Genomic DNA, 24,825 nt, shown 5'->3' with positions numbered 1-24,825 from the left:
CGAGCGACACGACGGACGCCTCCGGGCCGATGCGGCGGCGCGGCCGTCCGGGAAGGCTGGGAGCATGTTCCATCACGATCCCTCGCAGTCCCAGTCCCCCGCCACGCCCGGGCGTTCGGTGCGCACCGCGCGCCGCCCGAACTGGCTCCTCATCTGCGGCCTCTCGGCGCTCGCGCTGCTCTGGCCGCTCGCCGAGCTCACCGGGATGCCCGCGGGGGCTCCGCGGGCCGCGACGATCCTCGGCATCACGGCCGTGTGCTGGATCGGCGTGGTCGGCCTCGGCCGATTCCCGCGCCCCGTGCTCACGCTCGCGCTCACGGGGCTCGGCGCGGGCGTGCTCGCCCACGCACTCGCCGCCGTTTTCGGGGGCGGCGGAACGGGACCCGCGCTCTGGGCGCTGCCGTTCTCGCTGGCGCTGCAGGCCGGGTGGGGCGCCGTCGCGGGCCTCCTCGCGTGGGCCGTGCAGCTCGGGCTCGGGCGGCGGCGATGAGCGCGACGGCCCGCACGACCGCGCGGCACGGCGGGCGCGACCGGCCGCCGCGACCGGCCGCGGCGCCGCGCGCGCTGGCCGGCGCGGTCGCCCTCGCACTCGGCGCCGCGCTCGTCGGCTGCGGTGCGCTGCCGGGTTCCGGCGCGCCGCTGCATCCCGTCGTCACCCATGAGTTCGCGCAGCCGCTCGCGATCCCGCCGCTCGCGCCCTCCAGGCTCGAGGACGGCGTGCGGGTGTTCGCGCTCGAGGCGCGGAGCGGCGAGCGTTCATTCGCCCCCGCGACCGCACCGGGCGCGTCCACCCCGACCTGGGGCTTCGACGGCGACTTCCTCGGTCCGACGTTGCGAGCGGTCCGCGGCGAGGACGTCGCCGTCGAGGTCGAGAACGGACTGCCCGAGGCCACGAGCGTCCACTGGCACGGGATGCATCTGCCGGCCGCCATGGACGGCGGACCGCACCAGGAGATTCCGGCGGGAGGCAGCTGGCGCCCGGCGTGGACGATCGACCAGCCGGCGGCGACGCTCTGGTACCACCCTCACCCGCACGGGGCGACCGAGACCCACGTCCTCCGCGGCCTCGCCGGCATGTTCATCCTCGACGACGATCGCACGGCGACGGCGGCGCTGCCGTCGGAGTATGGGGTCGACGACGTCCCCGTGATCGTGCAGGATCGCCGCTTCGCCGACGATGGCGGCTTCGTGCTCTCCGGCGACGGCGCCGAGCCGGGACTCCTCGGGGACACCGTGCTCGTCAACGGCACGGTGGGCCCGGTCCATGAGGTGCGGCGCGAACGCACCCGGCTGCGCCTGCTCAACGCCTCGACGGCGCGCAGCTACCGCTTCGCGCTTCCGGATCGGCCGCTCACGATGATCGCCGGGGACGGCGGCCTGCTGGACGCCCCGCTGCCGCTGGACGCGATCCAGCTCTCCCCGGGGGAACGGGCGGAGGTGATCGTCGAGATGCGCGCCGGCGAGACGCTCAGGCTCCGCTCCGAGGCCGTCGAGCTCGGCGGGGTGCTGCTGCCCGGAGCTTCCGGAGGCGGTGACGCCTTCGACGTGCTCGAGCTGCGGGCCGCCGAGACGCTCGAGCCGTCGCCCGAGCCGACCTGGGAGCCGTCGGCGCACGCGGAGGCCGATGCGCTCCACGAGACGGACGCGGTCGAGACGCGGGAGTTCGAGCTGAACGGGCGGGAGATCAACGGCGAGCGGATGGACCTGGGGCGCGTCGACGCCGCCGTGGAGCTCGGAGCGACCGAGCTGTGGGCCGTCCGCAGCACCCAGGCGATCCCGCACAGCTTCCATGTGCACGACGTGCAGTTCCGGATCCTGTCCGTGGACGGCGCGCCGCCGCCCCCCGAACTCGCCGGACGGAAGGACACCGTGCTCCTCGAGCCGCAGCGGCGATACCTGCTGCTCATGCGTTTCGACGACTACGCCGATCCGGACCACCCGTACATGTTCCACTGCCACATGCTGCTGCACGAGGACGAGGGGATGATGGGGCAGTTCGTCGTCGTGGAATCGGGCAGCGGGGCACGAGCGGAAGCGGGCCTCGACGCCCCGGAGCACGCGCACTGACGCGCGGTTCGCAGCGGCGGGAATAGATGCGGGCGGCGCGTGTTACATTTATATGCAAGCGCATATAAATGACGGCGGCACCGGCCGCCGTCGCGATCGCCCACCACCACGGGAGCCAGCATCATGGAATTCGGGATCTTCTCCGTCAGCGACGTCACCCGCGATCCGGTCAGCGGGGAGACGCCCAGCGAGGCCGAGCGCATCCGCGGGCTCGCACGCATCGCCGTGCACGCGGAGGAGGTCGGACTCGACGTCTTCGCGATCGGCGAGCATCACAACCCCCCGTTCTTCTCCTCGAGCCCCACCACCTTCCTCGCCTACATCGCCGCCCAGACGCGGCGGCTGAAGCTCAGCACCAGCACGACGCTCATCACCACCAACGACCCGGTGCGCATCGCCGAGGAGTACGCGATGCTGCAGCACCTCGCCGAGGGCCGCATGGACCTGATGCTCGGACGCGGCAACACGGCCCCCGTGTACCCGTGGTTCGGCAAGGACATCCGCACCGCGTTGCCGCTCGCACTCGACAACTACAACCTGCTGCACCGCCTGTGGCGCGAGGACGTCGTGGACTACGACGGCAACTTCCGCACTCCGCTGCAGGGCTTCACGAGCACGCCGCGCCCCCTCGACGACGTGCCCCCGTTCGTCTGGCACGGGTCGATCCGCACCCCCGAGATCGCGGAGCAGGCAGCCTACTACGGCGACGGATTCTTCTCGAACCACATCTTCGCGCCCTCGGAGCACTCGCTGCGCCTCATCAACTTCTACCGCGACCGCTTCGAGCACTACGGGCACGGCACGAGGCAGCAGGCCATCGTCGGGCTCGGCGGGCAGACCTTCATCGCGAAGCACTCGCAGGACGCCGCACGCCAATTCCGCCCCTACTTCGACGAGGCGCCCGTCTACGGCCACGGGCCCAGCCTCGAGGACTTCACGAGCCAGACGCCGCTCACCGTCGGCAGCCCGCAGGAGGTCATCGACAAGACCCTCGGCTTCCGGGAGATCTTCGGCGACTACCAGCGCCAGATGTTCCTCATCGATCACGCGGGGCTCCCCACGAAGACCGTGCTCGAGCAGCTCGACCTCCTCGGCGAGGAGGTGATCCCCGTGCTGCGACGCGAACTCGCCGCGCGACGCGATCCCGAGACCCCCGAGGCGCCCAGCCACGCGAGTCTCGTGCGGGCGAAGTACGGCGACGAGGCGCCGCGCCAGCCCCGACCGAACGCGAACCGGGGCGATAACGTGACCGGCGGCTCGCCCTACCAGGACTCGCCCGCCAAGCGCGGCGCATCCTTCGGGCTCTGAGCGAGCAGGCTGACGGGAGGACGACGGCATGGACGAGCAGCGACGACGGATCGATGTGCGCCTCGCGAACGAGGCGTGGGAGTCGCTCATGTCGGCTCACGCGAGCCTCATGCAGGTCTTCGCGGCCGAGCAGATGTGGGAGGAGATCAGCATGCGCGAGTACGACGTGCTGTACACCCTCGCGAAGCACGGCGCCCCGGTGCGCATGAGCGAGGTGCAGAGCGGCGTGCTGCTCAGCCAGCCCGCCCTCTCGCGGATGATCGACCGCCTCGCCCAGCGCGGCCTCGTCGCCCGCGAGCCCGATCCCGTCGACGGCCGCGCGGTGCGCCTCTCCCTCACCGAGGAGGGCGCCCGGATCCAGCGCGAGGTCGGCCGCGCGCACGCGAAGAGCGTCGCGCGGCAGCTGGACGCCGCGCTCACCCCCGAGGAGATGCGCCAGCTGCGGCATCTCGCCAGCCGACTCGCGGCGCGCTGAGCGCGCGGCCGGATCCACCCACCATTCCGAACCTTTCAGGAGCCCCCATGAACGCCCCCTTCGACGGTCGCCCGCCCGCGGAACCCGCGCACGGCCCGACCATCCGCACCCTCGCCGTCGTCAGCGCGGGCACGAGCGATCCGTCGACCACGACGATGCTCGCCAATCGCGTCGCCGATCGCGCGGCCGCCCTCGCCGCCGCGCAGGGCGTCGAACTGCGGATCCGCTTCGTCGATCTGCGCGCCCTCGCGGCCGACATCACGACCGCGCTCGTCGCGCAGCACGTCTCCCCCGCCCTGCAGGAGGTGAGCGACATCCTGCGCGACGCCGACGCGATCGTCGCGGCGACCCCGGTGTACAAGGCGGGTGCGAGCGGCCTGTTCACCGCGTTCTTCCAGGTGCTCGACAACGACCTGCTCATCGGCACCCCCGTCGTGCTCGGCGCGACCGCCGGCAGCGCGCGGCACGCCCTCGTCGTGGACGACCAGGTGCGCGGGCTCTTCGCCTATCTGCGCACCGTCACGGTGCCGACCGGGCTCTTCGCGGCGCCCGACGACTGGAACAGCCGGGAGTTCGGCAGCCGCATCGAGCGCGCGGCCGGCGAGCTCGTGGCGCTCATCGCCGCCGACTTCCGCGGCTCGGTGCGCTCCGGCTCGTGGGGCGCGTACCAGCACTCCTACGGCAGCGCGGGCGGCACGGAGCTCGGCATCGACCTCGACAGCGACCTCATGCGGCTCGCGACCGGCGGGCGGTAGGCGCGGCGCGGCGGTCCGACCGCGGCGTCGGGGGCATCCGTCGAGGATCCGGCTTCGGTCGCGACGGTGCGCGTCCGTCCGAGTGCTGCGTCGGTCGGCGATGCAGCTTCGGTGGGCCCGATCCGGGAGATTCGGGCTCACCGAAGCCGCATCGCCGACCGAAACGGCGCGGACGGACGGACCGGCCGGACAGCGCGGGCGGCGCGGGCGGACGGGGCGGCGCGGGCGGCGGCGCGGGCGGGAACCCGATGACCGCACCCGCGACACCGTTCGGCTGGTGCTTCGGTGAGAGATGCGGCCTCGGTGAGCGGGTTTCGGGAGATTCGAGCTCACCGACGCCGCATCGCCGACCGAAACGGCGCGGGCGGACGACGCGGCGCGAGCAGGGCGGGCGGACTACGCTGCGCGGTGGCGGCATCGCGGACAGCGCGGGCGAACCCGGCCTCACGCGCCGAGGCGCAGGGTCCGGTCGGCGATGGCGTCCGCCCACCGCAGATCGTGGGTCGTCAGGATCACGGCCCCGCCCGCCTCGACGAACGCCCGGAGGATGCGCTCGAGCCGCCGCATGGCGGGGAGATCGCGGCCGAGCGTCGGCTCGTCGAGCAGCAGCACGCGCGGCGCGAGGAGCAGCGCCGAGGCGATGACGAGCTCCTTGCGCTGCGCGGGCTGCAGGTCGGAGGGGTGCGCGTCGGCGAGCGCCGCGAGCCCCGTGCGGTCGAGCAGCGCGTCGACCTCTGCAGCGCGCTCGGCGCGCAGACGCGCGCGATCCGCGCGGCGATGCCGCGGCAGTGGTGCGGCCCGTTCGAGCTCGCCCCGCACGGTCGCCGCCGAGAGCTGCGCGCTCGGATCCTGCCCGACCCAGGCGACGCGCCCCGCGCGGCGGTACGCCGGCAGTCCCTGCAGCGGGATCGCGGCATCACCGGCTCCGACGAGCACCTCTCCCGCGACCGCGGCATCCCGCCCGAGGAGTCCGGCGATCCCGCGCAGCAGGGTCGACTTCCCGGCGCCGTTCGCGCCGATGACGGCGAGGATCTCGCCCGCCCCGAGCCGGAGCGCCAGGGGTGGGACGATCGTCGCCCCGCCCCGAGCGATCGACAGCCCGCGCAGCTCGAGGAGCGCCACGGGATCCGGCGGCGCCGACGCCCTGCGATCCCCCTCCGGGCGCATCTCGGGCTCGCCGTCGGATCGATCCCGCCCGGGAGGCTCCCCTGCGGGAACCGCATCCGGATCGGCCACGGGAACCGCATCCGGATCGACCACCGGCGCCGCGTCCCGGCCGACGGCGGGCACCGCATCCCGATCGGCGCTCCGTTCCGGCGCCGGCACCGGCGCAGATGCCGGCACGGGAACCTCGAGCGTGCTCCACACCCCGTGCGCGGCGAGCAGGGCGTCGCCGGCGGCGGGGGCGAGCGCGGGCGGGGCGACCTCGCGCACGGGGCGTCCCTCCTCCAGGAAGAGGACGCGATCCGCCGCGGCGCTCAGTTCGTCGTGCTGGTGCCCGGCGAGGAGCACCGCCCCGCCCCGCGCGCGGAACCGCGCGAGCGCGCCGCCCAGCCGCACTCGCGACCCGGGATCGAGGGACAGGCCCGGCTGATCCAGTACGAGCAGCCCGGGGTCGAGCGTCGTCAGCCCAGCGAGGGCGACGAGCTGCCGCTCCCCGCCGGAGAGCGCGTCGAGGCGGCGCCCCCGCAGCCGAGCCGCTCCGAGTGCTGCGAGCGCACCGGCGACGTCGACGGCGCGGCGATCCCCCGCGAGCCGCGTCGGCAGGCGCAGCTCGTCGTCGACGAAGCTCGTCATCCCGGTGATCTGCGCCTCGGGATCGTCGCCGAGCATGGCGACGGCGGCGCCCGGCGACGGCGCGCGCCGCAGCTCGCCCGACGCGATGCCGCGCTCGGCGAGGAGTCCCGCGGCCAGGCGGCACAGGGTCGAGGTGCCGGAGCCCTGGGGGCCGAGCACCGCGATCATCTCCCCTCGGCCGATGGCGAGATCGATGCCGGCGAGCGCCGGCGTCTCGGCGTCGTGGTAGCGGAACCCGGCCCCGGAGAGCACGAGCACGGCCCCGCCGCCCTCAGCCACGGAGCACCCCGATGAGCTCGGAGGCGGTCGGCAGCGGCAGCACGCCGATCGCCGAGGCGACGAGCAGCGCCGCAGCGACGAGCGGTGCGCCCCAACGCAGGACGGTCTGGATCCGCCCGTCGGGGTGCTCCTGCAGCGGCGCCGGCCGCACCGCCCGCCCGAAGCCGCGCTGCTCGAGCGCATCGTGCCGCTGATCCAGCTCGACGAGCGAGGCGCTCAGGAGCCCCGCCAGGATCCCGGGGAGCAGGCGCAGTCGCGTGACCGCCCGGGAGGTGTCCCAGCCGCGTGCCGCGCGGGCGTCGAGCGCGTGGGAGATGCGGTCGCGCAGGAGCGGGACGAGGCTCATGGCCGTCGCGCAGACGTACGCAATGCCGAGGGGGGCGCGCAGCCGGATCATGCCGTCGAAGGTGCGGGCCGAGTCCGCTCCGAACGCGAACAGCGCGCAGACGCCGATCATGGCGGCGACGCGGAGCCAGAGCTGCGCGGCGACGGCGAGTCCTTCCACGGTGATCGCGACGGGACCGCGCTCCCAGAGCACCGTCGCGTCGGCGCCCGGGTAGAAGAGCCCCTGCACGACGCCGACGACGAGCAGCATCGGCCCCGCGAGCACCGCGAGGGTCGCGAGCCAGCGGCCGAATCGCACCCGCGGCGAGCGCGCGGCCCCGGCTCCCGCGCCGACGAGCAGGAGCGCCGGGACGAGCGGCGAGGGGAGCCCGTAGACGAGCACGAGGGCGCAGCCGAGCAGCACGAGCTCGGTCGCGGGGTGCAGACCGCCGACGCGGGGGACGCCGGCGCCGGAGCGGGGGACGCCGGCGCCGGAGCGGGGGACGCCGGCGCCGGAGCGGGGGATGCCGGCGCCAGAGCGAAGGACGCCGACGCCGGCGTCCCGATCGCCCGGCGCGGGGATCGGGACGCCGGGGTCCGTCGGACGAGCGCGCACGGGAGCGCTCAGCGCCTGCTCGCCGCCGGCCGCGGGGGCGCGAGCGAGCGCATCGCCATCGGGTAGCGCCCCACGATCCGCCGCGGCAGGGTGCGCAGCGCGAGGAACGCGAGAAGGAACACGACGGCCTTGTCGGCGGTGTCTGAGGTGAGGCTCTGCAGCGTCGTGGCGTGCAGCATCTCGAGGCCCGCCGCCTGCAGGGTCGCGACGATGCCGCCGGTGCCGACGCCGAGCCCGCCGCCGAAGACGAAGGCCGCGACGGGCGCCCCGAGGGCGCCGCTCGGCAGGCCGACGATCGCGCCGGCGAGCACGGCCCACCAGACCGCGCGGAACGCGCCGATCCTGGCCGCCCAGCCCGCGGCGGCCCCGACGAAGGCGGCGCCCGCCGTGAACGCGATGACGGTCGGGTTGACGGTGACGCCCCAGATGACGTTGCCGAGCACACCGGTCAGCGCGCCGGCCGCGGGACCGGCGAGCACCCCGACGATCACGGATCCGATGGAGTCGAGGTAGAGTGGCAGCGGGGTCAACGTGCCGACGATCTGCCCGACGGTGATGTTCAGTGCGATCGCGATCGGCATGAGCGCGAAGATGCTGCGCGGGATCATCGGCAGCGTGCCCGCGGCGATGAGCGCGGCGCCGGCGAGATAGCCGAGCATCACCCAAAGGGTGGCATCGCCGAGATCCTGCCCGAGCGTGGCGGGCTGGGCGAGGAGCACCGCGACGTACGTCGCGATGATCACGAGGGAGCCGGCGGCGGTGAGGAGGTAGGCCCACTTCGGGGCGGCGGTGCGGGATTCTCCGGGACTCGTCGGTGCGACGAGCCCCTGCCCAGACCCGTTATCGGGTGCGGTCATGCTGCGGTCCTTTCATCAGGGTGTCGGTGAGGTGTTCGAGGAAGCGCCCCGCCTCGACGCGGCGGATGAGCTCCGCGCCGGCCGGCCTCTCCCAGCGGCCCAGCCAGTCGGCGACGGTCTCGCCGCGGGTCAGGGTCCCGGTGAGCTCGACATCGATCGGGGCGAGCGCGGTCTCCGCCCAGGGAATTCTGCCATCCCCGTTCGCTGCCCGGTCGCGGCGCGCCCATTCGAGCGCCGCCGCGAGGACGAAGGGATCGTGGATGTGCGCGAGGTAGCCGTGCCCGTCCTGCTCATGGAACTCGAAGTAGAAGCGCAGCGCCTCGCCGAGCTCGTGCAGCACGCCGGACCACGCGGCCCCGCCCTCGGCCCCCTCGGCGATCCTTCGCCACCGATCGGGCGTCATCTCGACCATCTCGGTCGCCTCGATCGGCCCCACGACGAGGGGGTGCGGCGCGCTGCCCGCGACCGAGGCGGTGCCGAAGGCCCCGAAGACCCGCGCCGCGGCCTCGGGATCGTAGCTGACGTTCCACTCCGTCGTGGGGAGCGTGTTGCCCCGGTAGTTGAACGCTCCGCCCATGACGAAGAGCCTGCGCAGGAGGCGCGGCAGATCCGGCTCGAGCTCGAGGGCGAGCGCGAGGTTCGTCGACGGACCGATGACGACGCCGATGAGCTCGCCCGGGTGCGCCCGCGCGGCCTCGACCCAGGCCTGGGCCGCCGTCGCGGCGGCCGGGACCGCGGCGGACTCGGGCAGCGCGGCGTAGCCGGAGCCGGTGTCGCCGTGGGTCACTTCGGCGTATGCGGCGTCATCGGCCGCGTGCGCGAGCGGGGCCGTCGCCCCGCGGTGCACGGGCAGATCGGGCCGGCCGGCGAGCGCGAGCCAGCCGAGGGTGTTGCGCACGACCTGGGCGGTCGACACGTTGCCCCCGCTCGCCGCGATCCCCGTGATCTCGACGTCGCCCTGGCAGAGCAGGTAGGCGATGGCGATGGCGTCGTCGATGCCGGGATCGCAGTCGAGGAAGAGGGGGATGGTGTGCGCGGCCATCCCTCTATTGTGACGGACGGCGGCCGAGCCCAGGACCCGGCGGTGCGGCGGGCGGCGCCGCGCCCCGACGCGGTGCGGATCGGACGCATCGCGAACGGGGCGCCCGCCTCACCGTCGGCCGAAGGCGACGGCCTGCGCCCCGGTGGCCGCGAGGTCGGCGCGCGCCGCCTCCCGCTCCGCCTCGCGGTCGATCGTGCGCCCGAGGAGGAGATAGACGACGCCGGAGACGAGGAGGCCGACGAAGAGGGCGATGTCCGCCCCGCCGAGGGCCTCGGCGACGGGCCCGACGTACCAGGCCGTGACGGCGAACGGGATCATGGCGACAAGCCCGACGGCGTAGGCCGTCATGCCCCGCCAGCCCCAGTTGCCGTACAGCCCGTTCGGCCGGAAGATCTCCGAGATCACGTAGTGGCCGCGTCGCACGAAGAAGTAGTCGACGAGATTGACGGAAGTCCAGGGCACGAGCACGTAGAGGAGGATCACGAGGAAGCTGCTGAAGTTGTCGAGGAACTCTCCGGTGCTCACGGAGGATCCGACGAAGGCGATGAGTGCGACGACGCTCGTGGCGACGAGGCGCACCGCACGGGTGGGGCGGACGGGACGGATGGAGTCGGCGACGGTGATGAGCTCCATCGCGGCGGCGTAGATGTTCACCGTGATGACCGCCACGAGACCGGGCAGCGCGGAGAGGAGCAGCACGGTGCCCGAACCCGGGAGCACCTGATCGGCGAGGGCGCGCACCGCGCCGATCGGATCGCCGCCGGCGAAGACCGCCGCCACGAACGCGCCGAGCAGCATGAGCCACGACGCGCCGACGAAGATGCCGCTGTAGGTGTAGAAGAGCGCGCGGCCCGGTTTCGTCTCGGGCCGCAGGTAGCGCGAGTAGTCGGAGACGTAGGGCGCCCAGCCGAGGGCGTACGAAGCCGCGGCGCCGAACTGGGCGAGGAACGCGGCCCAGGTGAAGCCGGAGAAGCCGAACTGCTCGGCCGGCAGCGGCACCACGACGACCGCCGCGACGGTGAGGATGCCGAAGGTGAGGAGGAAGAGCCAGGTGAGCCACTTCTGCGTGCGATGGATCCAGTGGTAGCCGAAGATGGCGAGCACGAGCGCGAGCGCGCTGATGAGGAAGTACCAGAGGACGTTCACGTCGGCGTGGGTGACGGCGACGAGGATCTCGCCCCCGAGCATCTGGTTGAACATGTTGAAGCCGACGAGGCTGAAGACCACGATGAGGCAGATCACCGCGACGCCGCGGTACCCGAACTGCGCGCGGGACTGGATCATCTGCGGCAGGCCGAGCTGCGGGCCCTGGGCCGAGTGGAACGCGGTGAAGACGGTGCCGACGGCGGCTCCGAGCAGGATCGCCACCGCGGACATCGCGAAGGATCCGCCGAGCGCCGCACCGAGCATGCCCGTCGCGAGCGTGGTGATGTTCGCGTTGGACATGAACCACAGGGAGAAGAGGCTCTTCGGACTGCCGCCGCGTTCGTCGAGCGGCACCCACTCGATGGAGCGGGACTCGATCAGCCGGCCGCGGTCCTGCGCGGCCGCATCGGGCGTGGGGTTCGCCATGGATCACCTTCCGTTGTGATGCGCGTGCGGTCGCTGCGGTGCGCCGACGCCTGTGCTCTCAGCACCATAGGCCGAGCCGCGATATCACACCAGACGATATTTCCCTGTGCCTGCCATCGTCTCAAGCTATGGCGCATCGTCCTCAGAGCTCGCCCCCGAGTCGCCGCACCATCTCCGCGGCCACTCGGATGAGCTCGGCGGTCGCCGGCGCGAGCGTGGATCCGGCGCGCGAGATCACCGCGATCGTGTCGAAGAGGGGCGGATCGAACGGGACGGTGCCCAGCCCCTCAGGGAAGGTCGGGCTCGCCGCCACGGCGCTCGAGACCAGGGTCTCCCCGGCGCCGCGCCGGACGAGCTCGAGCGCCGGCCCGACGGCCTCGACCTCGATCACGGGTTCGAGCCGCACGCCGGCCCGCTGCGCGCGCTCGGCGAGCTGGCGGCGCGTCGGGTCGGTCCAGCCGTAGTGCGCGTCGTAGACGATCATCTCCGTCGCGGCGACCTCCTCGATCGTCATCGGGCGCCCGCGCGCGGCCTCGGCCCGCCCCACCCAGAGCACCTCGTCGCGCATGAGCGGCGACACCTCGAGCCCCTCGTCGTCGATCGGGAGCACGACGAGGCCCGCCTCGAGATCGCCGGAGCGGACGCCCGCCGCGACCTCGGCCGAGTTCTGCCCGACCGCCCGCAGCCGCACGCCGGGGTGCTCCCGGCGGAAGCGGTCGATGAGCTCGGGGAGGAAGTAGTACGCGGCGTTGCGGAGCACGCCGATCGAGACCGTGCCGCCGGTGATCCCGCGCAGCGCCTGCAGGGCCGAGGTGCCGCCGTCGGCGGCGTCGACCGTGCGCTGCGCCCACGGGAGGAGCTCCTCGCCCGCGGGGGTGAGCTTCAGGCGACGGCCGCCGCGGACGAAGAGGGCGAGCCCGGTCTCGACCTCGAGCTTGCGCACGAGCTCGGAGACGGTCGGCTGGGTCGTCCCCAGCTCCTCGGCGGCCGCCGTGAAGGATCCGCTCATCGCCGAGACGAGGAAGGCGCGCAGTTGCGTCAGTGTCATCGTTCAAGACTATACGAAGCATAGATGATCATCCTCTTGTGCGATGGTTTCCCGGCTCCGTAGCATCGCAGCATGCTCTCCTCACCTGAAGTCCTCGCGTCCCTCTCGGGCCGTTTCACCCGTCTCAAGACCCCGGGCGTCGACGCCCCCGCGGCGCAGCGCGATCCCGCCGTGGTGTCGCGCGTCTCCGAGATCCTGCTCGACATCCAGCGGAACGGCCTCGACGCGGTCGCCCGGTACGCTCGGGAGCTCGATCGCTGGGAGGGCGGCGGCTTCGAGCTCACCGCGGAGACCATCCGCACGAGCGGCGACCGACTGGACCCCGCGCTGCGCGAGGCCATCGAGCTCGGCTCCGAGCGCACGCAGGCCTTCGCTCGGGAGCAGCGGGCGCACCTCGGCGATTTCGAGGTCGAGCTCGCCCCCGGCCTCCGCACGGGCGTGCGCTACGTCCCGGTATCCCGCGTCGGCGCCTATCTCCCCGCCGGGCGCTTCCCCCTCACCGCGAGCGCGTTCATGACCGTAGGCGTCGCGAAGGCCGCGGGCGTGCCGACGGTCGTCGCGTGCACGCCGCCGCAGCCGAGCGGCGGCGCCAACGACGCCGTCGTCTACGCCGCGCACCTCTCCGGCGCCGACCGCATCTACGTGCTCGGCGGCGTGCAGGCGCTCGCGGCGATGGCCTACGGCCTGCTCGACGAGCTGCCCGTCGACATGATCGTCGGCGCGGGCAACGCCTTCGTCGCCGAGGCGAAGCGCCAGCTCTTCGGCACCGTCGCCATCGACCTCCTCGCCGGCCCCTCCGAGGTCGCGGTGCTCGCCGACGGCACCGCCGATCCGGTGCTCGTCGCGGCCGATCTGCTCGGCCAGGCCGAGCACGGCCCGAACTCCCCCGCCGCCCTCGTGACCACCTCGGCAGAGCTCGGCGCCGCCGTCGCCGAGGAGGTCGAGCGGCAGCTCGCCGACCTCTCGACCGCCGAGATCGCCGGCCCCGCGTGGCGCGACTACGGGTCGATCACGATCGCCGAGGACGCCGACACGGCCATCGCCCTCATGGACGATCTCGCCCCCGAGCACCTCGAGGTGCTCACCGCGGACGACGACTACTTCCACGACCGCCTCCGCAACTACGGCTCGATCTTCCTCGGCCCGTGGAGCACCGTCGCCTACTCCGACAAGGGCATGGCGGGCACGAACCACGTGCTGCCGACGGCGGGCGGCGCGAAGCACTCGGCCGGCCTCTCGGTCTCCCGCTTCCTGAAGCCCCTCACCTACCAGCGCATCGCGCGCGAGGCGACCCCGCTGCTCGCCCCGGCCGTCGAGACGATCTCGAACTCGGAGGCGATGGCGGCCCACGCGGCCACGGCCCGCCTGCGCCGCGAGCGCCTGTAGCATGAGCCGCGGGCGCGCCGGGATCGGCCCGCCCGCGGCTCCGAGGACGACGAGAAGGACGGTGACGGGATGACCGGCGGCGACGAGAGCTCAGTACGGATGCGCTGCGCGCAGCTGGCGCCCGTGATCGGCGACCTCGCGGGCAACGCGGAGCGCATCGAGCGGGAGATCGCCCGCGCCGTCGCCGAGGGCGTCGAGCTGCTCGTGCTCCCCGAGCTCGCGACGAGCGGCTACGCGCTCAGCACCGAGGAGGCGCGGGCCGCCGCTCGGCGACCGGACGACGCGATGTTCTCGCGCTGGGCCGGCATGCTCGGCGAGCGCCTCACGGTGGTCCTCGGATTCTGCGAGGCCGGCGAGGAGCCGGGCGAGGAGGTCGCGACGGTCTACAACAGCGCCCTGATCCTCACCCCGGGCACCGCCCCCGTCGCGTACCGCAAGCTGCACCTGTGGGACACCGAGAAGCTCGTCTTCACCCCGGGCAGCGCCCCCGCCCCGGTCGTCGAGACGCCCTTCGGCGGCCTCGGCGTCTGCATCTGCTACGACCTCGAGTTCCCCGAGATGCCGCGCTCCCTCGCGCTCCGCGGCGCCGACGTCATCGCCGTCCCCACCAACTGGCCGCTCCTCGCCCACCCCGCGGGCGAGCACGCGCCCGAGGTCGTCCAGGCCATGGCCGCGGCCCGCGCCTCCGGCGTCGCGATCGCCTGCTGCGATCGGGCCGGCGAGGAGCGCGGCATCGCGTGGACCGAGGGCACGTGCATCGTCGGCACGGACGGCTGGATCGCGGCCGAGGCCGGATCCGGCGGCGGCCCGGCCCGCGCCGACGCGACGATCCCGCTCCCCGCCGAGCGCCGCAGCATCAGCACCCGCAACCACCTCTTCGCGGACCGCGCGCCGCGGCACTACGACCCGCGACTCACCGCCTGAGCGACCCGGCTACATCCACTTCTTCCAGCGGAAGAGCCCGTACAGCAGGCCGGCGAAGCCGATCATCGCCCCGACGGCGATCGGGTAGCCCGCGGCCCAGTGCAGCTCGGGCATGATGTCGAAGTTCATGCCGTAGACGGCGGCGATGAGCGTGGGCGCGAAGAGGATCGCCGCCCAGCCCGAGATCTTCTTCATGTCCTCGTTCTGCCGCTGCGCGACGAGCGTCGCGTTCACGGTGAGGATCTGCGACAGCGCGTCGCGCAGCTCGACGGTCTCCGAGCTCACGCGCGCGAGGTGGTCCGCGACGTCCTGCAGATAGGTCTGCAGCTCCTCGGGGATCGCGTACTTGTCCGCCCCGCGTCCCAGGCGGTTCGCCACGCGCGTGAGCGCGGCGCTCGTGTGCAGCATGTCGATCACCTCCTGGCTGAGGTGGTAGATGCGCGCCGCCGCCGCAGCGTCCCCGCTGAACACCTGGCGCTCGATCTGCTCGCGGTCGATCTGCAGCCCGTCGAGGGCGGGGAAGCAGCGGTCCACGACGGCGTCGAGCAGACGGTAGGCGGCCGCCTCCGGGCCGAGCTCCAGCAGTGCACGATCGGTGAGCTGCGGGGCGCGCCCGGTGATGGCGCGCTCGGCGGAGCCGTCGATCCGGTCCGGGATCGGGGTGCCGTCGATGAACCGCCCGTCCTGGCAGACGATCGCGATCGCGTCCGGACGGACGAGCACGTGGAACTCGCTGAACTCGACGTCCTCGCGCGCATCGTCGTAGTGCGCCGACTTCAGCACGAGGAAGAGGACGTCGCCGTAGCGCTCGACCTTCGGGCGCTGCCCGGCGTGCAGCAGGTCCTCGACGAGCAGCGGATGCAGCTCCCAGGCGGACGCGAGCTCCGCGATCGTCTCGGGATCGGGATGCACGAGCGCCAGCCACGCCATGTCGACAGGGGCCGTCCGGGGTCCGGCAGCAGGGTGCGCCGACCCCGTGCGGATCCCCGCAGCCGGAACGTCGGCCACCGCGGATCCCGACACCGCTGACCCCGCCGCCGGCGATCCGGCGGCCGGCACACCCGCTGCCGGCGCACCCGCAGCCGGGCCGCCGCCGGCGACCGCGAACGCCGCGGCGAAATCCGGCACCACCGACAGTTCCCCGGGAACGCCGCCGCGGATGCGCCTGGCCAGGATCTGCGCGCCCGGGCCGTGCGATCCGAGGCGCCGTCCGGCGGCTCTCGGCTGCGCCGGGATGCGCCCGGCGCGCCCCGCGCCCGGCGCATCGCGATCCTGAAGCGTCATGACCGGCCTCCGTTCTCCCGAACCTACCCTAGACCGTGAGCCGGACCGGCACGGGCCGCGCCGGCACGCGCCGCGCCGGACGCCCGTCATCGCATCGACGCCGCGCCCGCCCCCGGACGGTCAGGCGTCTCCCGCGGCGATCGCCTCCGCCTCCCCCGCGGCGCTCTCGTGCGAGCGCCCGATATGCGCGAGCGTCCGCCCGGCGACGCCGAGCACGAGCATCGACACCAGCACGGAGACGGCGCCGACCCAGTAGGGCGCGCCCGCTCCGAGCGCCTCGGCGATGGGTCCGGCGACGGCCGGGGCGACGGCCCCGCCCATGAAGCGCACGCCCGAGTACGTCGACGAGGCGACGTTGCGCGGAAGGTCCGTGGCCTCCATGACGGCCTCAGTGAGCGCGGTGTTCATCACGCCGAGCAGCAGGCCGCTCACGATGACGACCACGACGAGTCCGGTGAGGTTCTCGACGAAGACGCCGAGGAGGACGAGGCAGACGGTGAGCCCGCCGAGCATCGAGAAGAGCACGGGGCGCAGGCCGAGGCGACGGGTGAGCACCGGCGCGACGAGCACCGAGGTGATCGCGAGGGCGAGTCCCCAGCCGAAGAAGACGAGGCCGAGCTCGTGCGCCCCGAATTCGAGGCCGTGACGCGCGGCCGCCGCCTCCATCGGGTACGGGCTGTAGGCGAGCAGCACGAAGAATCCGAAGTTGTAGAAGAGCGCGACGAGCGCGAGCGCGAGCAGGGCGGGGGTGCGCAGCGCCCGGAATCCGGCGAGGATCGACACCTTCGCGGGCGCCGGCGCGTTCCGGGGCTGCCGCAGCAGGGCCAGGATCGCGATGAGCGCGATGCCCATGAGCGCGGCGGTGCCGAAGAACGGCCCGCGCCAGGAGATGCTGCCGAGCGCGCCGCCGACGAGCGGGCCGGCGGCGAGCCCCACCCCGAGCGCCGCCTCGTAGAGCACGATCGCCTGCCGGGAGCCGCCGGACGCCGCGCCGACGATGGCGGCGAGCGCGGTCGAGATGAAGAGGGCGTTGCCGAGGCCCCAGCCCGCCCGGAACCCGATGATCGCATCGACGGAGCCCGAGGCCCCGGCGAGCGCGGCGAAGACGACCACGAGCACCAGGCCCGCGATGAGGGTCCGCTTCACGCCGATGCGGCTCGATACCCAGCTCGTGAAGAACATGGCGGCGCCCGTGACGAAGAGATAGCTCGTGAAGAGCAGCATCGTCTGGCTCGGCGAGGCGTCGAGTTCGGCGCTGATGGCGGGCAGGATCGGGTCGACGAGTCCGATGCCCATGAAGGACACGGCGCAGGCGAAGGCGATGGCCCAGACGGTGACGGGCTGGCGCAGGATGGACGGCTTCGGCGCGGGGGCGCCGGTGCGGGGGCGAGCGGTGGTGGACGTGGGAGGCTCCTGGGGGTCGGGCGCGAACGGGTCGCGCGGTCGTCGGGAATCGGATGGGGCCGGCCGGATCGGGCTGAGCGGTACGGCCTGAGCGGATCGGCCGTGACGAGGCGTTCGGATCGGCCGTGACGAGGCGTTCGGATCGGCCGTGCCCGGCACCCCGCGCAGGACGCGGCGCGGCCCGCGCGGTGCCCCGCCGCGCTACCCGGAGGGGTCGTCGATGCGGTCGCCGAGCTCGTCCATGAGCTCGGCCGCGCGGGCGAGCGTGGCACGGTCGAACGCGGAGAGCGCTTCGAGATGGGGGCGCACACGGTCGGCCGCGTCGGCGCGGTACGCGTCGAGGGCGGCCCGCCCTTCGGCGGTCACCGAGACGAGGGTGGCCCGGCCGTCCTCCGGGTCCGGAGCACGGCTCGCCCACCCTTCCCCCTCGAGCCGCTGCACGAGCCCCGTCATGGAGGGCTGGGCGACCCGCTGCTGATGCGCGAGCGTGCTGATGCGCGCGGCCCCCGCATGCTCGAGCTCGGCGAGCACGCGCCAGGCGATCAGCGAGTATCCCCCGCCGGCGACCCGGCCGGCGATGCGCGAGAAGCGTCCGGTGACGCGTGTGAGGTCGAGCGCGAGCGCATCGGCACCCGAATCACTCTCTGCACTCGTGTCTCTCATAATCGAAGATCGTAGCACTTTTTACATTGTATAGCTATGTTTATCACCGAAATCGATTCGCCGCCGCGATCCGAGCCTTGACACGGCGCGAGGTGACGAGGATCATGCGAGACAGCGGGCGACCGCTCGTGTGAGACCGCGCGGCGCCGCATGCGCCGCGTCCGCCGGAGGAGACGACCATGGGAGCATCGGCGCGCACCGGGCGCATCGTCATCGATCTGTTCACCACGCTCGACGGCGTCGCTCAGGCCCCGGGCGGTCCCGAGGAGGATCCGCGCGGCGGGTTCCGCTTCGGCGGCTGGCAGGCCCCGATCGACGACGACATGGTCGGAGGCGCGGTGCTCGACTACGTCGGGCGGATGGACGCGCTGCTGCTCGGCCGGCGCACCTACGAGATCTTCGCCGGCTACTGGCCCCTGCACGCGGACAACCCGGTCGGGCGCACCTTCAACGCCGTGCCCAAGTACCTCGCGTCCCGCGATCCCGCGGTGCCCGCGCCCTGGGCCGGCACCACGCGGGTCGGCGACGACCTGGCCGCCGAGCTCGACGCGCTGCGGGAGCGCCACCGCGAGATCCACGTGGTCGGGAGCATCGACCTGGTGCAGACCCTGGTCGCCGAGCGACTGTTCGACGAACTCTGCCTCTGGGTGTACCCGATCGTGCTCGGCGAGGGGCGCACCGTCTTCCCCGCGGGAGCGGCGCCCACGAACCTCCGCCTCATCGAGCCCCCGAGGAGCGGCGACGCGGGGGCGGTGCAGCTGCGGTACGCCCCGCTGCCCGGCGCCCCCGGGACGGGGGTCATGCCGGAGCCGCAGGACCCGGCCTAGGCTCGCGGGCACGGCCAGGCGGCCGGGGGCGCCGGGATCCCGCCGGCCCCGGACGCGCCGCGGCGCCCGTCGATCCGCTGGGGATCGACGGGCGCCGCTGATCGGAGACGCCTACGCGCGCAGCGCGGCGGCCTCCGCATCGGCGACGTCGAGCGCCGCGTCGATGATGTCGAGGCCCGCGCGCAAATCCTCCTCGGAGATAATGAGCGGCGGCGCGACCTGCAGGCGGTTGCCCGCGGCGAACGGCCAGAGGCCCGCGGCCTTGCACGCCGCGACGACCTTCGCAAACGGCGCGCCCGCCGCGCCGGCGGCGTTGAACGGCACGAGCGGCTCGCGCGTCTCGCGGTCGATCACGAGCTCGATCGCCCAGAACAGGCCGGTGCCGCGCACCTCGCCGACCGAGGGGTGCTTCTCGGCCATCTCGCGCAGGCGCGGTCCCACGACCCGCTCGCCGAGATCCTTCACCCGCTCGAGGATGCCCTCCTCGGCGAAGATGTCGAAGGTCGCGACGCCGGCCGCGGCGCCCAGCGGGTGCCCGCTGTAGGTGAGCCCGCCGGGGAACGGCTTGTCGGCGAAGGTCTCGTGGATCGCCTCGGAGATGACGACGCCGCCGAGCGGCACGTAGCCCGAGTTGACGCCCTTCGCGAAGGTCACGAGGTCGGGCTGCACGTCGAAGGCCTGGAACGCGAACCACTCGCCCGTGCGGCCGAAGCCGGCCATGACTTCGTCGGCGATGAGCAGGATCCCGTGCTCGTCGCAGAGCGCGCGTACGCCCTCGAGGTAGCCGGGAGTCGGGATCAGGATGCCGTTGGTGCCGGTGACGCTCTCGAGGATGATCGCGGCGATGGTGCTCGGCCCCTCGAGCTCGATGGTCTGCCTGAGGTGCGCGAGCGCGCGCTCCGTCTCCTGCTCGGGGGTCTCAGCGTAGAACGCCGAGCGGTACGGGTAAGGGCCGAAGAAGTGCACGATGCCCGAGTCGAGCGTGCCGTTCGCCCAGCGGCGCGGCTCCCCCGTCAGCGTGATCGCGGTCGACGTCGAGCCGTGGTAGGAGCGGTAGCGGGCGAGGACCTTCTGGCGGCCGGTGTGGTGGCGCGCCATGCGCACGGCGTACTCGTTGGCGTCGGCGCCGCCGTTCGTGAAGAACACGGAGCGCGCGCCGTCGAAGGAGTGCTCGACGATGCGCTTGGCGAGCTCGCCGCGCACGTCGTTGGCCATCGCGGGCTGGATGGTGGCGAGCCGGCCGGCCTGCTCCTGGATCGCGCGCACGAGACCAGGGTGCTGATGGCCGAGGTTGAGGTTGACGAGCTGCGAGGAGAAGTCGAGGTACTCCGTACCGTCGTAGTCCCAGAAGCGCACGCCCTCACCCTTGGCGATCGGGAGCGGGTCGATCTGACCCTGCGCCGACCAGGAGTGGAAGACGTACTGGCGGTCATTCTCGCGCACCGCGCGCTGCGCCTCGGTATCGCCGAAGCTCTGCTCGGCCCCGTGCAGATCGGTGTAGTCGCCCATGGATGGTTCCCCTTCGAGTGAGTGGTGGGATTCGAGTATCGGATTCGCGCGACGCCGCGGGACCCGGATTCAGCTTCTCAGCATCCGGGTCCCGCGGCGTCGGCGGATCAGCTGGTGCTGATCAGTGGTTGCTCGGGAAGCCGAGATCGATCTTCGACTGCTCCGGATCCGGCCAGCGCGTTGTGACGACCTTCGAGCGGGTGTAGAAGTTGATCGACTCGGGCCCGTAGATGTGGGTGTCGCCGAACAGCGAGTCCTTCCAACCGCCGAAGGAGAAAGCGCCGACCGGGACCGGGATCGGGACGTTGACGCCGACCATGCCGGCCTCGACCTCGAACTCGAACTGGCGGGCGACGCCGCCGTCGCGGGTGAAGATGGCCGTGCCGTTGCCGAACTGGTGCTCGTTGATGATCCGCAGACCCTCCTCGTAGCTGTCCACGCGGACGACCGCGAGCACCGGCCCGAAGATCTCGTCGCGGTAGACCTTGCTGTCCGTCTTGACGTGATCGAGCAGCGTGGCGCCGGTGAAGAAGCCGTTGCCCTCGTAGGCGAAGTCGCGGCCGTCGACCACGATCGTCGCGCCCTCTGCCTCGGCGCCGGCGACGTAGGACTCCACGCGCGCCTTCGCCTCGGGGGTGATGAGCGGACCCATGTCGGTGCCCTCGGCGGCGCCGTCGCCGATCTTCAGGTTCGCGATGCGGCTCGTGAGCTCGGGGATCAGGCGATCCGCCAGCTCGTCGCCGACGGCGACGAGCACCGAGACGGCCATGCAGCGCTCGCCCGCGGCGCCGTAGGCCGCGGAGATCGCGGCGTCCGCCGTGACCTTCAGGTCGGCGTCGGGCATGACGAGCATGTGGTTCTTCGCCCCGCCGAGGGCCTGCACGCGCTTGCCGTTCGCGGCGGCGCGCTCGTAGATGTACTTCGCGATCGGGGTGGAGCCGACGAAGGAGACGGCCTTCACCTCGGGAGCGTCGAGCAGGGTGTCGACGGCGACCTTGTCGCCGTGGACGACGTTGAGCACGCCGTCGGGCAGGCCGGCCTCGCGGAAGAGATCCGCGATGAACACCGAGGCGGAGGGATCGCGCTCGGAGGGCTTGAGGACGACGGTGTTGCCGCAGGCGATGGCGCTCGCGATCATCCACAGCGGGACCATGATCGGGAAGTTGAAGGGCGTGATGGCCGCGACGACCCCGACGGGCTGCTTAATGGAGTGCACGTCGACGCCGGTCGACACCTGTTCGTCGCGCTCGCCCTTGAGGAGGTTGAGGAGACCGGCGGCGAACTCGACGTTCTCGAGGCCGCGCGAGACCTCGCCCGCCGCGTCCGAGAGCACCTTGCCGTGCTCGCTCGTGACGATGGCGGAGAGCTCGGGGGAGCGCTGCTTGAGCAGCTGGCGGAGGTTGAAGAAGACGTCCGCGCGCTTCGTCAGGCTCGTCTTCCGCCACCCCGGCAGCGCGGCCTTCGCCGCGGCGACGGCCTCCTCGACGGTCGCGACCGAGGCGATCGCGAGATCGTGGATCTGCTCGCCCGTGGCCGGGTTGTAGACCGGCTGCGTGCGCTCGGCGGCGGTCTGCTTCTCGCCGCCGATGACGTGGGGGATGAGTGCCATCCGTGTCGTCCTCTCCTGGAAGATGAAGACACATCACGCGAGTTCCGCGCAATGTGTTCGGAAGCGGTGCTCCCGGTAAGATCAGTCTGACAGCAGGAACGCCATCGATCGAGCGTCAGATCATCGCCGAATGCGAGCCATTCCGTACAATATGTATGACATGTTCTCCTCTCCTGACCCCGCTCCCCTCGAGGCGGCGCACGCCGTGAGCGTCGCCGACGCGCTCGCGCTGCCCGAACTCGCGGCCGGCTCCCCCGAGGTCGTTGCCGGCGCCGACGGCCTGCAGCGGCAGCTGCGCTGGGCGCACGTCGTCGCGGGCACGAGCGCCATCCCGCTGCTCGAGGGCGGCGAGCTCGTGCTCACGACCGGCGCGGGCTGGCCCACCGATCCCGAGGGGCTCCGGCGTCTCGCGCGCGAGCTCGTCGCGGCGGAGCCCGCCGCTGTGATCCTCGAGCTCCACACGGCCTACGCGGAACCGCCCGCCCCGCTCGTACGGGCGTGCGAGGCCGCGGGGATCCCGCTCGTGGCGCTGCGGCGCGAGGTGCGCTTCGTTCAGGTCACCCAGCGGATCCACCAGCGGATGCTGGCACTGCAGACCGAAGCCCTCGCCGCCCGGGCCGAGGTGCACACGATGCTCACGGAACTTGGGCTCAACCGCAGCCCCGTCGACTACGTCGTGGAACGGCTGTCGGAGACCCTCGACGCGCCGGTGGTGCTCGAGGACTCGGCCGAGCGCGTCGTGGCATGGTCGGGCCGGGGGCACGATCCCGAATCTGTGCTGGCGCCGTGGTCGCGCGCGACCGATCCGGACGGCGGGGCGGGGCGCGGCGCCGCGGATGATGGGGCTGGCGACGGGACGACCCGAACCGAGGCGCACGGCAGCAGGGCCGCGAGCGCGGCCGCGCGGAGCGCCGAGGCCGTGCTCCCGACGGGCTCCGAGCGCGTGCCCGTGGAGGCGCAGGGCGAGCGCTGGGGGCGGCTCTCCGCGCTGCCGGGACCACCGCACCCCGCCGGTCGGCGCACCGTGCTCGAGCTCGGGGCCTTCGCGCTCGCGCTCGGGAAGCTGGCCGACGACCGCGAGTGGCTGCAGCTGAGCTCGAAGCGGTTGTTCGACGTGCTGCTGAGCGGGCGCTACCGGCGCGACGCCGAGCTCGCGACGCAGCTCGCCGCCGCCGGGCTCCCGCTCGAGGGGCGCGTGCTGCTCGGCGCGACGCTGCGCGGGATCGGCGACTTCGGCGCGCACGACTCCCTCGAGCACGCGATCCTCGAGACCGCGCTCCGGCGGGCGGTCGCACCCGAGGGACGGGCGATCATCGTCACCGATCCGGGGGCCGGCGCGCGCGACGGATCCCGCGCCGCTCCGCCCGGCGAACCGGAGACGCGGGCTCCGCTCCTCGCGCTCCTCTCCTTCCCGCAGGACGACCCGCGCGTCGCCCCCGCGCAGGCCGCGGCGACCCCGCCGCTCGCGGCGCGCCTCGCCCGGGAGCTCGACATGCTGCTGCCCTCGACGACCCCGAAGGCGTGGCGAGCGCACCTCGCGCTCGGCGCCGCGGGCACCGGGCTGCGCTCGCTGATCGCCTCAATGGAGCGCGTGCGCGCCGCCGGCCGGCTGCGGGCGGTGGCGGGCGCGGGACGCGTCACGGTGCAGCAGGCGGAGCGGCAGGCCCTCGCCTATCTCGTGCGCGGCATCGCCGCCGATCCGGAGGTGCAGGAGTTCGCGGCGGAGACCCTCGGGCCGCTCATCGCGCACGACGCCGCCTCGGGCCCCGGGCACAGCGGCGATCTGCTGCGCGTGCTCGGCGCCTACCTCGAGCACCCCGCGAACCGATCGCTCGCGGCGCAGCGGGCGCGGCTCTCCCGCTCCGTGTTCTACCAGCGCCTCGCGCTCATCGAGGATCTGCTCGGCGTCGATCTCTCGGACGGCACGACGATCGCGACCCTTTCGGTCGCGCTGCTCGCACGCGGGTAGCGAGCCCGCGGATCCCTCGCGCTCCCGATCTCCCTCGCCCGGCGCCCCGCCCGTTCTCGTCCCCGCCTACGCCCCGTCCCCACTTCACCCCTCGCTTCGCACGTCAGTAGTTGCGACTTCACGCGCGCACCAGTCGCAACTACTGACGTCCGAGCTGGTGGGCGGGAGGCGGGGAAGGAATCACGGCTTGGCACGCGGTGCGGTCGCGGATCGGGCGAGCGCACGCGAGGATCGGCGCTGCCGCCCCAGCCCCGGCCCACCGACGCCTCGACGATTCGGACGTCAGAAGATGTCGCCACTGAGGCCCTCGGGCCACACGTACTGACGTCCGAAGGGAGGAGCGAGGGAGGAACGGAAGGAACGGAAGTGCACCTGACGAGCGGCAGGAGGAGGGGCGAGCGGAGCGGCCCGGCGCTGTCCCTCTCCGGCTCAGGCCGTGCCCGTCTCCCACAGGGCGGGGTACGGATGCCCGAGTCCGATGACGAGGCGTCGCAGCGCCGGCAGGGAGAGCCCGATCACGCAGCTCGGCGCGCCCTCGATGCGCTCGATGAAGGCTCCGGCGAGCCCGTCGATCGCGAAGCCGCCCGCGAGCTCGAGCGGCTCCCCGGTCGCCACGTAATCGGCGAGCTCCTGGTCGCCGAGGTCCGCGGAGAGGGTCACGCGCGCCGTGTCCACCGCTCCGGCCGCGGCGCGTACCTCGCCGCCCGTGCAGTCGATCAGCCAGTGCCCCGAGTGCAGTACCCCCGTGCGGCCGCGATGGCGCTTCGAGCGCTCGAGCGCGACTTCGGGCAGATGCGGCTTGCCGAGGATCTCCCCGTCGAGCAGGAACATCGAGTCGCCGCCGAGCACGAGGCCGTCGATCTCGCCCGTGCCCTCGGGTCCGTGCCGGCGCACGACGTCCTCCGCCTTCAGCCGCCCGAGGTACTCGGTGAGCTCGGGTGCCGTGAGCGCGCGGCCGAGCTCGGCCTCGCGCGCGGCGACCTCGGTCTCCTCGTCGACCTCAGGCGCGAAGCATCGGGGCTCGATGCCGGCCCCGCGGAGCACGGAGAGGCGGGCGGGCGAGGTCGAAGCGAGGATCAGGCGCATGCGCCCAGCCTAGCGAGACAGCGA

22 protein-coding genes are annotated in these 24,825 nt (G+C 73.2%); 10 read left to right on the top strand and 12 right to left on the bottom strand.

The genetic code is table 11. The annotated features are described in order from the left end of the window. The first annotated feature begins 64 nt into the window (after positions 1 to 64). The 5 genes from MUN78_RS01970 (at position 65) to MUN78_RS01950 (ending at position 4,605) form a co-directional block, all read left to right on the top strand. On the top strand, positions 65 to 490 hold the full coding sequence (locus MUN78_RS01970) for a hypothetical protein (RefSeq protein WP_244728438.1): 426 nt from the start codon (positions 65 to 67) through the stop codon (positions 488 to 490). Next, positions 487 to 2,067 carry a multicopper oxidase family protein gene (locus tag MUN78_RS01965; protein ID WP_244728436.1) on the top strand — a complete coding sequence of 527 codons (1,581 nt, stop codon included), beginning with the start codon at positions 487 to 489 and terminating at the stop codon, positions 2,065 to 2,067. Before MUN78_RS01970 ends, MUN78_RS01965 begins: the two co-directional genes overlap by 4 nt. A gap of 123 nt (positions 2,068 to 2,190) precedes the next feature. Continuing rightward, positions 2,191 to 3,375: a CE1758 family FMN-dependent luciferase-like monooxygenase gene (locus tag MUN78_RS01960; protein ID WP_244692756.1), complete on the top strand. Its 1,185-nt coding sequence runs from the start codon at positions 2,191 to 2,193 to the stop codon at positions 3,373 to 3,375. A 28-nt stretch (positions 3,376 to 3,403) separates the two neighbouring features. After that, positions 3,404 to 3,850: a MarR family winged helix-turn-helix transcriptional regulator gene (locus MUN78_RS01955; protein WP_244728434.1), complete on the top strand. Its 447-nt coding sequence runs from the start codon at positions 3,404 to 3,406 to the stop codon at positions 3,848 to 3,850. Positions 3,851 to 3,897: 47 nt separating this feature from the next. After that, on the top strand, positions 3,898 to 4,605 hold the full coding sequence (locus MUN78_RS01950) for a CE1759 family FMN reductase (RefSeq protein ID WP_244728432.1): 708 nt from the start codon (positions 3,898 to 3,900) through the stop codon (positions 4,603 to 4,605). Between the two features lie 444 nt (positions 4,606 to 5,049). On the opposite strand, the gene MUN78_RS01945 is transcribed toward MUN78_RS01950, so the two are convergent. From MUN78_RS01945 to MUN78_RS01920, 6 genes are all read right to left on the bottom strand, one after another. Beyond that, complete coding sequence (locus tag MUN78_RS01945) at positions 5,050 to 6,681, bottom strand: ATP-binding cassette domain-containing protein (RefSeq protein ID WP_244728430.1); 1,632 nt, start codon at positions 6,679 to 6,681, stop codon at positions 5,050 to 5,052. Further along, positions 6,674 to 7,621: an energy-coupling factor transporter transmembrane component T family protein gene (locus tag MUN78_RS01940; protein ID WP_244728428.1), complete on the bottom strand. Its 948-nt coding sequence runs from the start codon at positions 7,619 to 7,621 to the stop codon at positions 6,674 to 6,676. Before MUN78_RS01940 ends, MUN78_RS01945 begins: the two co-directional genes overlap by 8 nt. 8 nt (positions 7,622 to 7,629) lie before the next feature. Further along, positions 7,630 to 8,478 carry a histidine kinase gene (locus tag MUN78_RS01935; protein ID WP_244728427.1) on the bottom strand — a complete coding sequence of 283 codons (849 nt, stop codon included), beginning with the start codon at positions 8,476 to 8,478 and terminating at the stop codon, positions 7,630 to 7,632. Further along, positions 8,462 to 9,520, bottom strand: a complete 1,059-nt coding sequence (locus MUN78_RS01930) for a nucleoside hydrolase (RefSeq protein WP_244728425.1) — start codon at positions 9,518 to 9,520, stop codon at positions 8,462 to 8,464. Before MUN78_RS01930 ends, MUN78_RS01935 begins: the two co-directional genes overlap by 17 nt. Positions 9,521 to 9,628: 108 nt before the next feature. Next, entirely contained in the window at positions 9,629 to 11,092 is a 1,464-nt protein-coding gene (locus MUN78_RS01925; RefSeq protein ID WP_244728423.1) for a purine-cytosine permease family protein, read from the bottom strand. A 142-nt stretch (positions 11,093 to 11,234) separates the two neighbouring features. Continuing rightward, complete coding sequence (locus MUN78_RS01920; RefSeq protein WP_244728421.1) at positions 11,235 to 12,140, bottom strand: LysR family transcriptional regulator; 906 nt, start codon at positions 12,138 to 12,140, stop codon at positions 11,235 to 11,237. A 72-nt stretch (positions 12,141 to 12,212) separates the two neighbouring features. Here MUN78_RS01920 and hisD point away from each other — a divergent pair, with 72 nt between their 5' ends. Both hisD and MUN78_RS01910 read left to right on the top strand, forming a co-directional pair. Next, complete coding sequence (gene hisD, locus MUN78_RS01915; RefSeq protein WP_244728419.1) at positions 12,213 to 13,526, top strand: histidinol dehydrogenase; 1,314 nt, start codon at positions 12,213 to 12,215, stop codon at positions 13,524 to 13,526. A 69-nt stretch (positions 13,527 to 13,595) separates the two neighbouring features. After that, positions 13,596 to 14,450, top strand: coding sequence for a nitrilase-related carbon-nitrogen hydrolase (locus MUN78_RS01910; RefSeq protein WP_244728417.1), 855 nt, complete (start codon positions 13,596 to 13,598; stop codon positions 14,448 to 14,450). A gap of 9 nt (positions 14,451 to 14,459) precedes the next feature. On the opposite strand, the gene MUN78_RS01905 is transcribed toward MUN78_RS01910, so the two are convergent. Next, positions 14,460 to 15,734 (bottom strand): magnesium and cobalt transport protein CorA, encoded by a 1,275-nt coding sequence (locus MUN78_RS01905; protein ID WP_244728416.1) that lies wholly within the window; start codon positions 15,732 to 15,734, stop codon positions 14,460 to 14,462. A 120-nt stretch (positions 15,735 to 15,854) separates the two neighbouring features. Further along, positions 15,855 to 17,030, bottom strand: a complete 1,176-nt coding sequence (locus MUN78_RS01900; protein WP_429952297.1) for an MFS transporter — start codon at positions 17,028 to 17,030, stop codon at positions 15,855 to 15,857. Between MUN78_RS01900 and MUN78_RS01895 the strand changes: the two genes are divergently transcribed. After that, complete coding sequence (locus MUN78_RS01895; protein WP_244730147.1) at positions 17,023 to 17,229, top strand: hypothetical protein; 207 nt, start codon at positions 17,023 to 17,025, stop codon at positions 17,227 to 17,229. The genes MUN78_RS01900 and MUN78_RS01895 overlap by 8 nt on opposite strands. Positions 17,230 to 17,339: 110 nt before the next feature. Here MUN78_RS01895 and MUN78_RS01890 read toward each other — a convergent pair whose 3' ends face one another. Further along, positions 17,340 to 17,801, bottom strand: a complete 462-nt coding sequence (locus tag MUN78_RS01890; RefSeq protein WP_244728414.1) for a MarR family winged helix-turn-helix transcriptional regulator — start codon at positions 17,799 to 17,801, stop codon at positions 17,340 to 17,342. A gap of 179 nt (positions 17,802 to 17,980) precedes the next feature. Here MUN78_RS01890 and MUN78_RS01885 point away from each other — a divergent pair, with 179 nt between their 5' ends. Next, positions 17,981 to 18,628: a dihydrofolate reductase family protein gene (locus MUN78_RS01885; RefSeq protein ID WP_244728412.1), complete on the top strand. Its 648-nt coding sequence runs from the start codon at positions 17,981 to 17,983 to the stop codon at positions 18,626 to 18,628. Positions 18,629 to 18,739: 111 nt separating this feature from the next. Here MUN78_RS01885 and MUN78_RS01880 read toward each other — a convergent pair whose 3' ends face one another. Continuing rightward, the gene (locus MUN78_RS01880; protein ID WP_244728410.1) at positions 18,740 to 20,137 is read right to left on the bottom strand and encodes an aspartate aminotransferase family protein; all 1,398 of its coding nucleotides are present in this window, start codon (positions 20,135 to 20,137) and stop codon (positions 18,740 to 18,742) included. A 121-nt stretch (positions 20,138 to 20,258) separates the two neighbouring features. After that, on the bottom strand, positions 20,259 to 21,746 hold the full coding sequence (locus tag MUN78_RS01875) for a CoA-acylating methylmalonate-semialdehyde dehydrogenase (RefSeq protein WP_244728408.1): 1,488 nt from the start codon (positions 21,744 to 21,746) through the stop codon (positions 20,259 to 20,261). 160 nt (positions 21,747 to 21,906) lie between these two features. Here MUN78_RS01875 and MUN78_RS01870 point away from each other — a divergent pair, with 160 nt between their 5' ends. Then, on the top strand, positions 21,907 to 23,715 hold the full coding sequence (locus tag MUN78_RS01870; RefSeq protein WP_244728406.1) for a PucR family transcriptional regulator: 1,809 nt from the start codon (positions 21,907 to 21,909) through the stop codon (positions 23,713 to 23,715). Positions 23,716 to 24,144: 429 nt separating this feature from the next. On the opposite strand, the gene MUN78_RS01865 is transcribed toward MUN78_RS01870, so the two are convergent. Next, positions 24,145 to 24,801, bottom strand: a complete 657-nt coding sequence (locus MUN78_RS01865) for a Maf family protein (RefSeq protein WP_244728404.1) — start codon at positions 24,799 to 24,801, stop codon at positions 24,145 to 24,147. Between the last annotated feature and the right edge of the window lie 24 nt (positions 24,802 to 24,825).

It is taken from the genome of Leucobacter allii (genome assembly GCF_022919155.1).
Lineage (GTDB): Bacteria > Actinomycetota > Actinomycetes > Actinomycetales > Microbacteriaceae > Leucobacter > Leucobacter allii.
The sequence above is the reverse complement of the archived record's forward strand: the minus strand, read 5'-3'. Positions and strand labels throughout refer to the sequence as shown.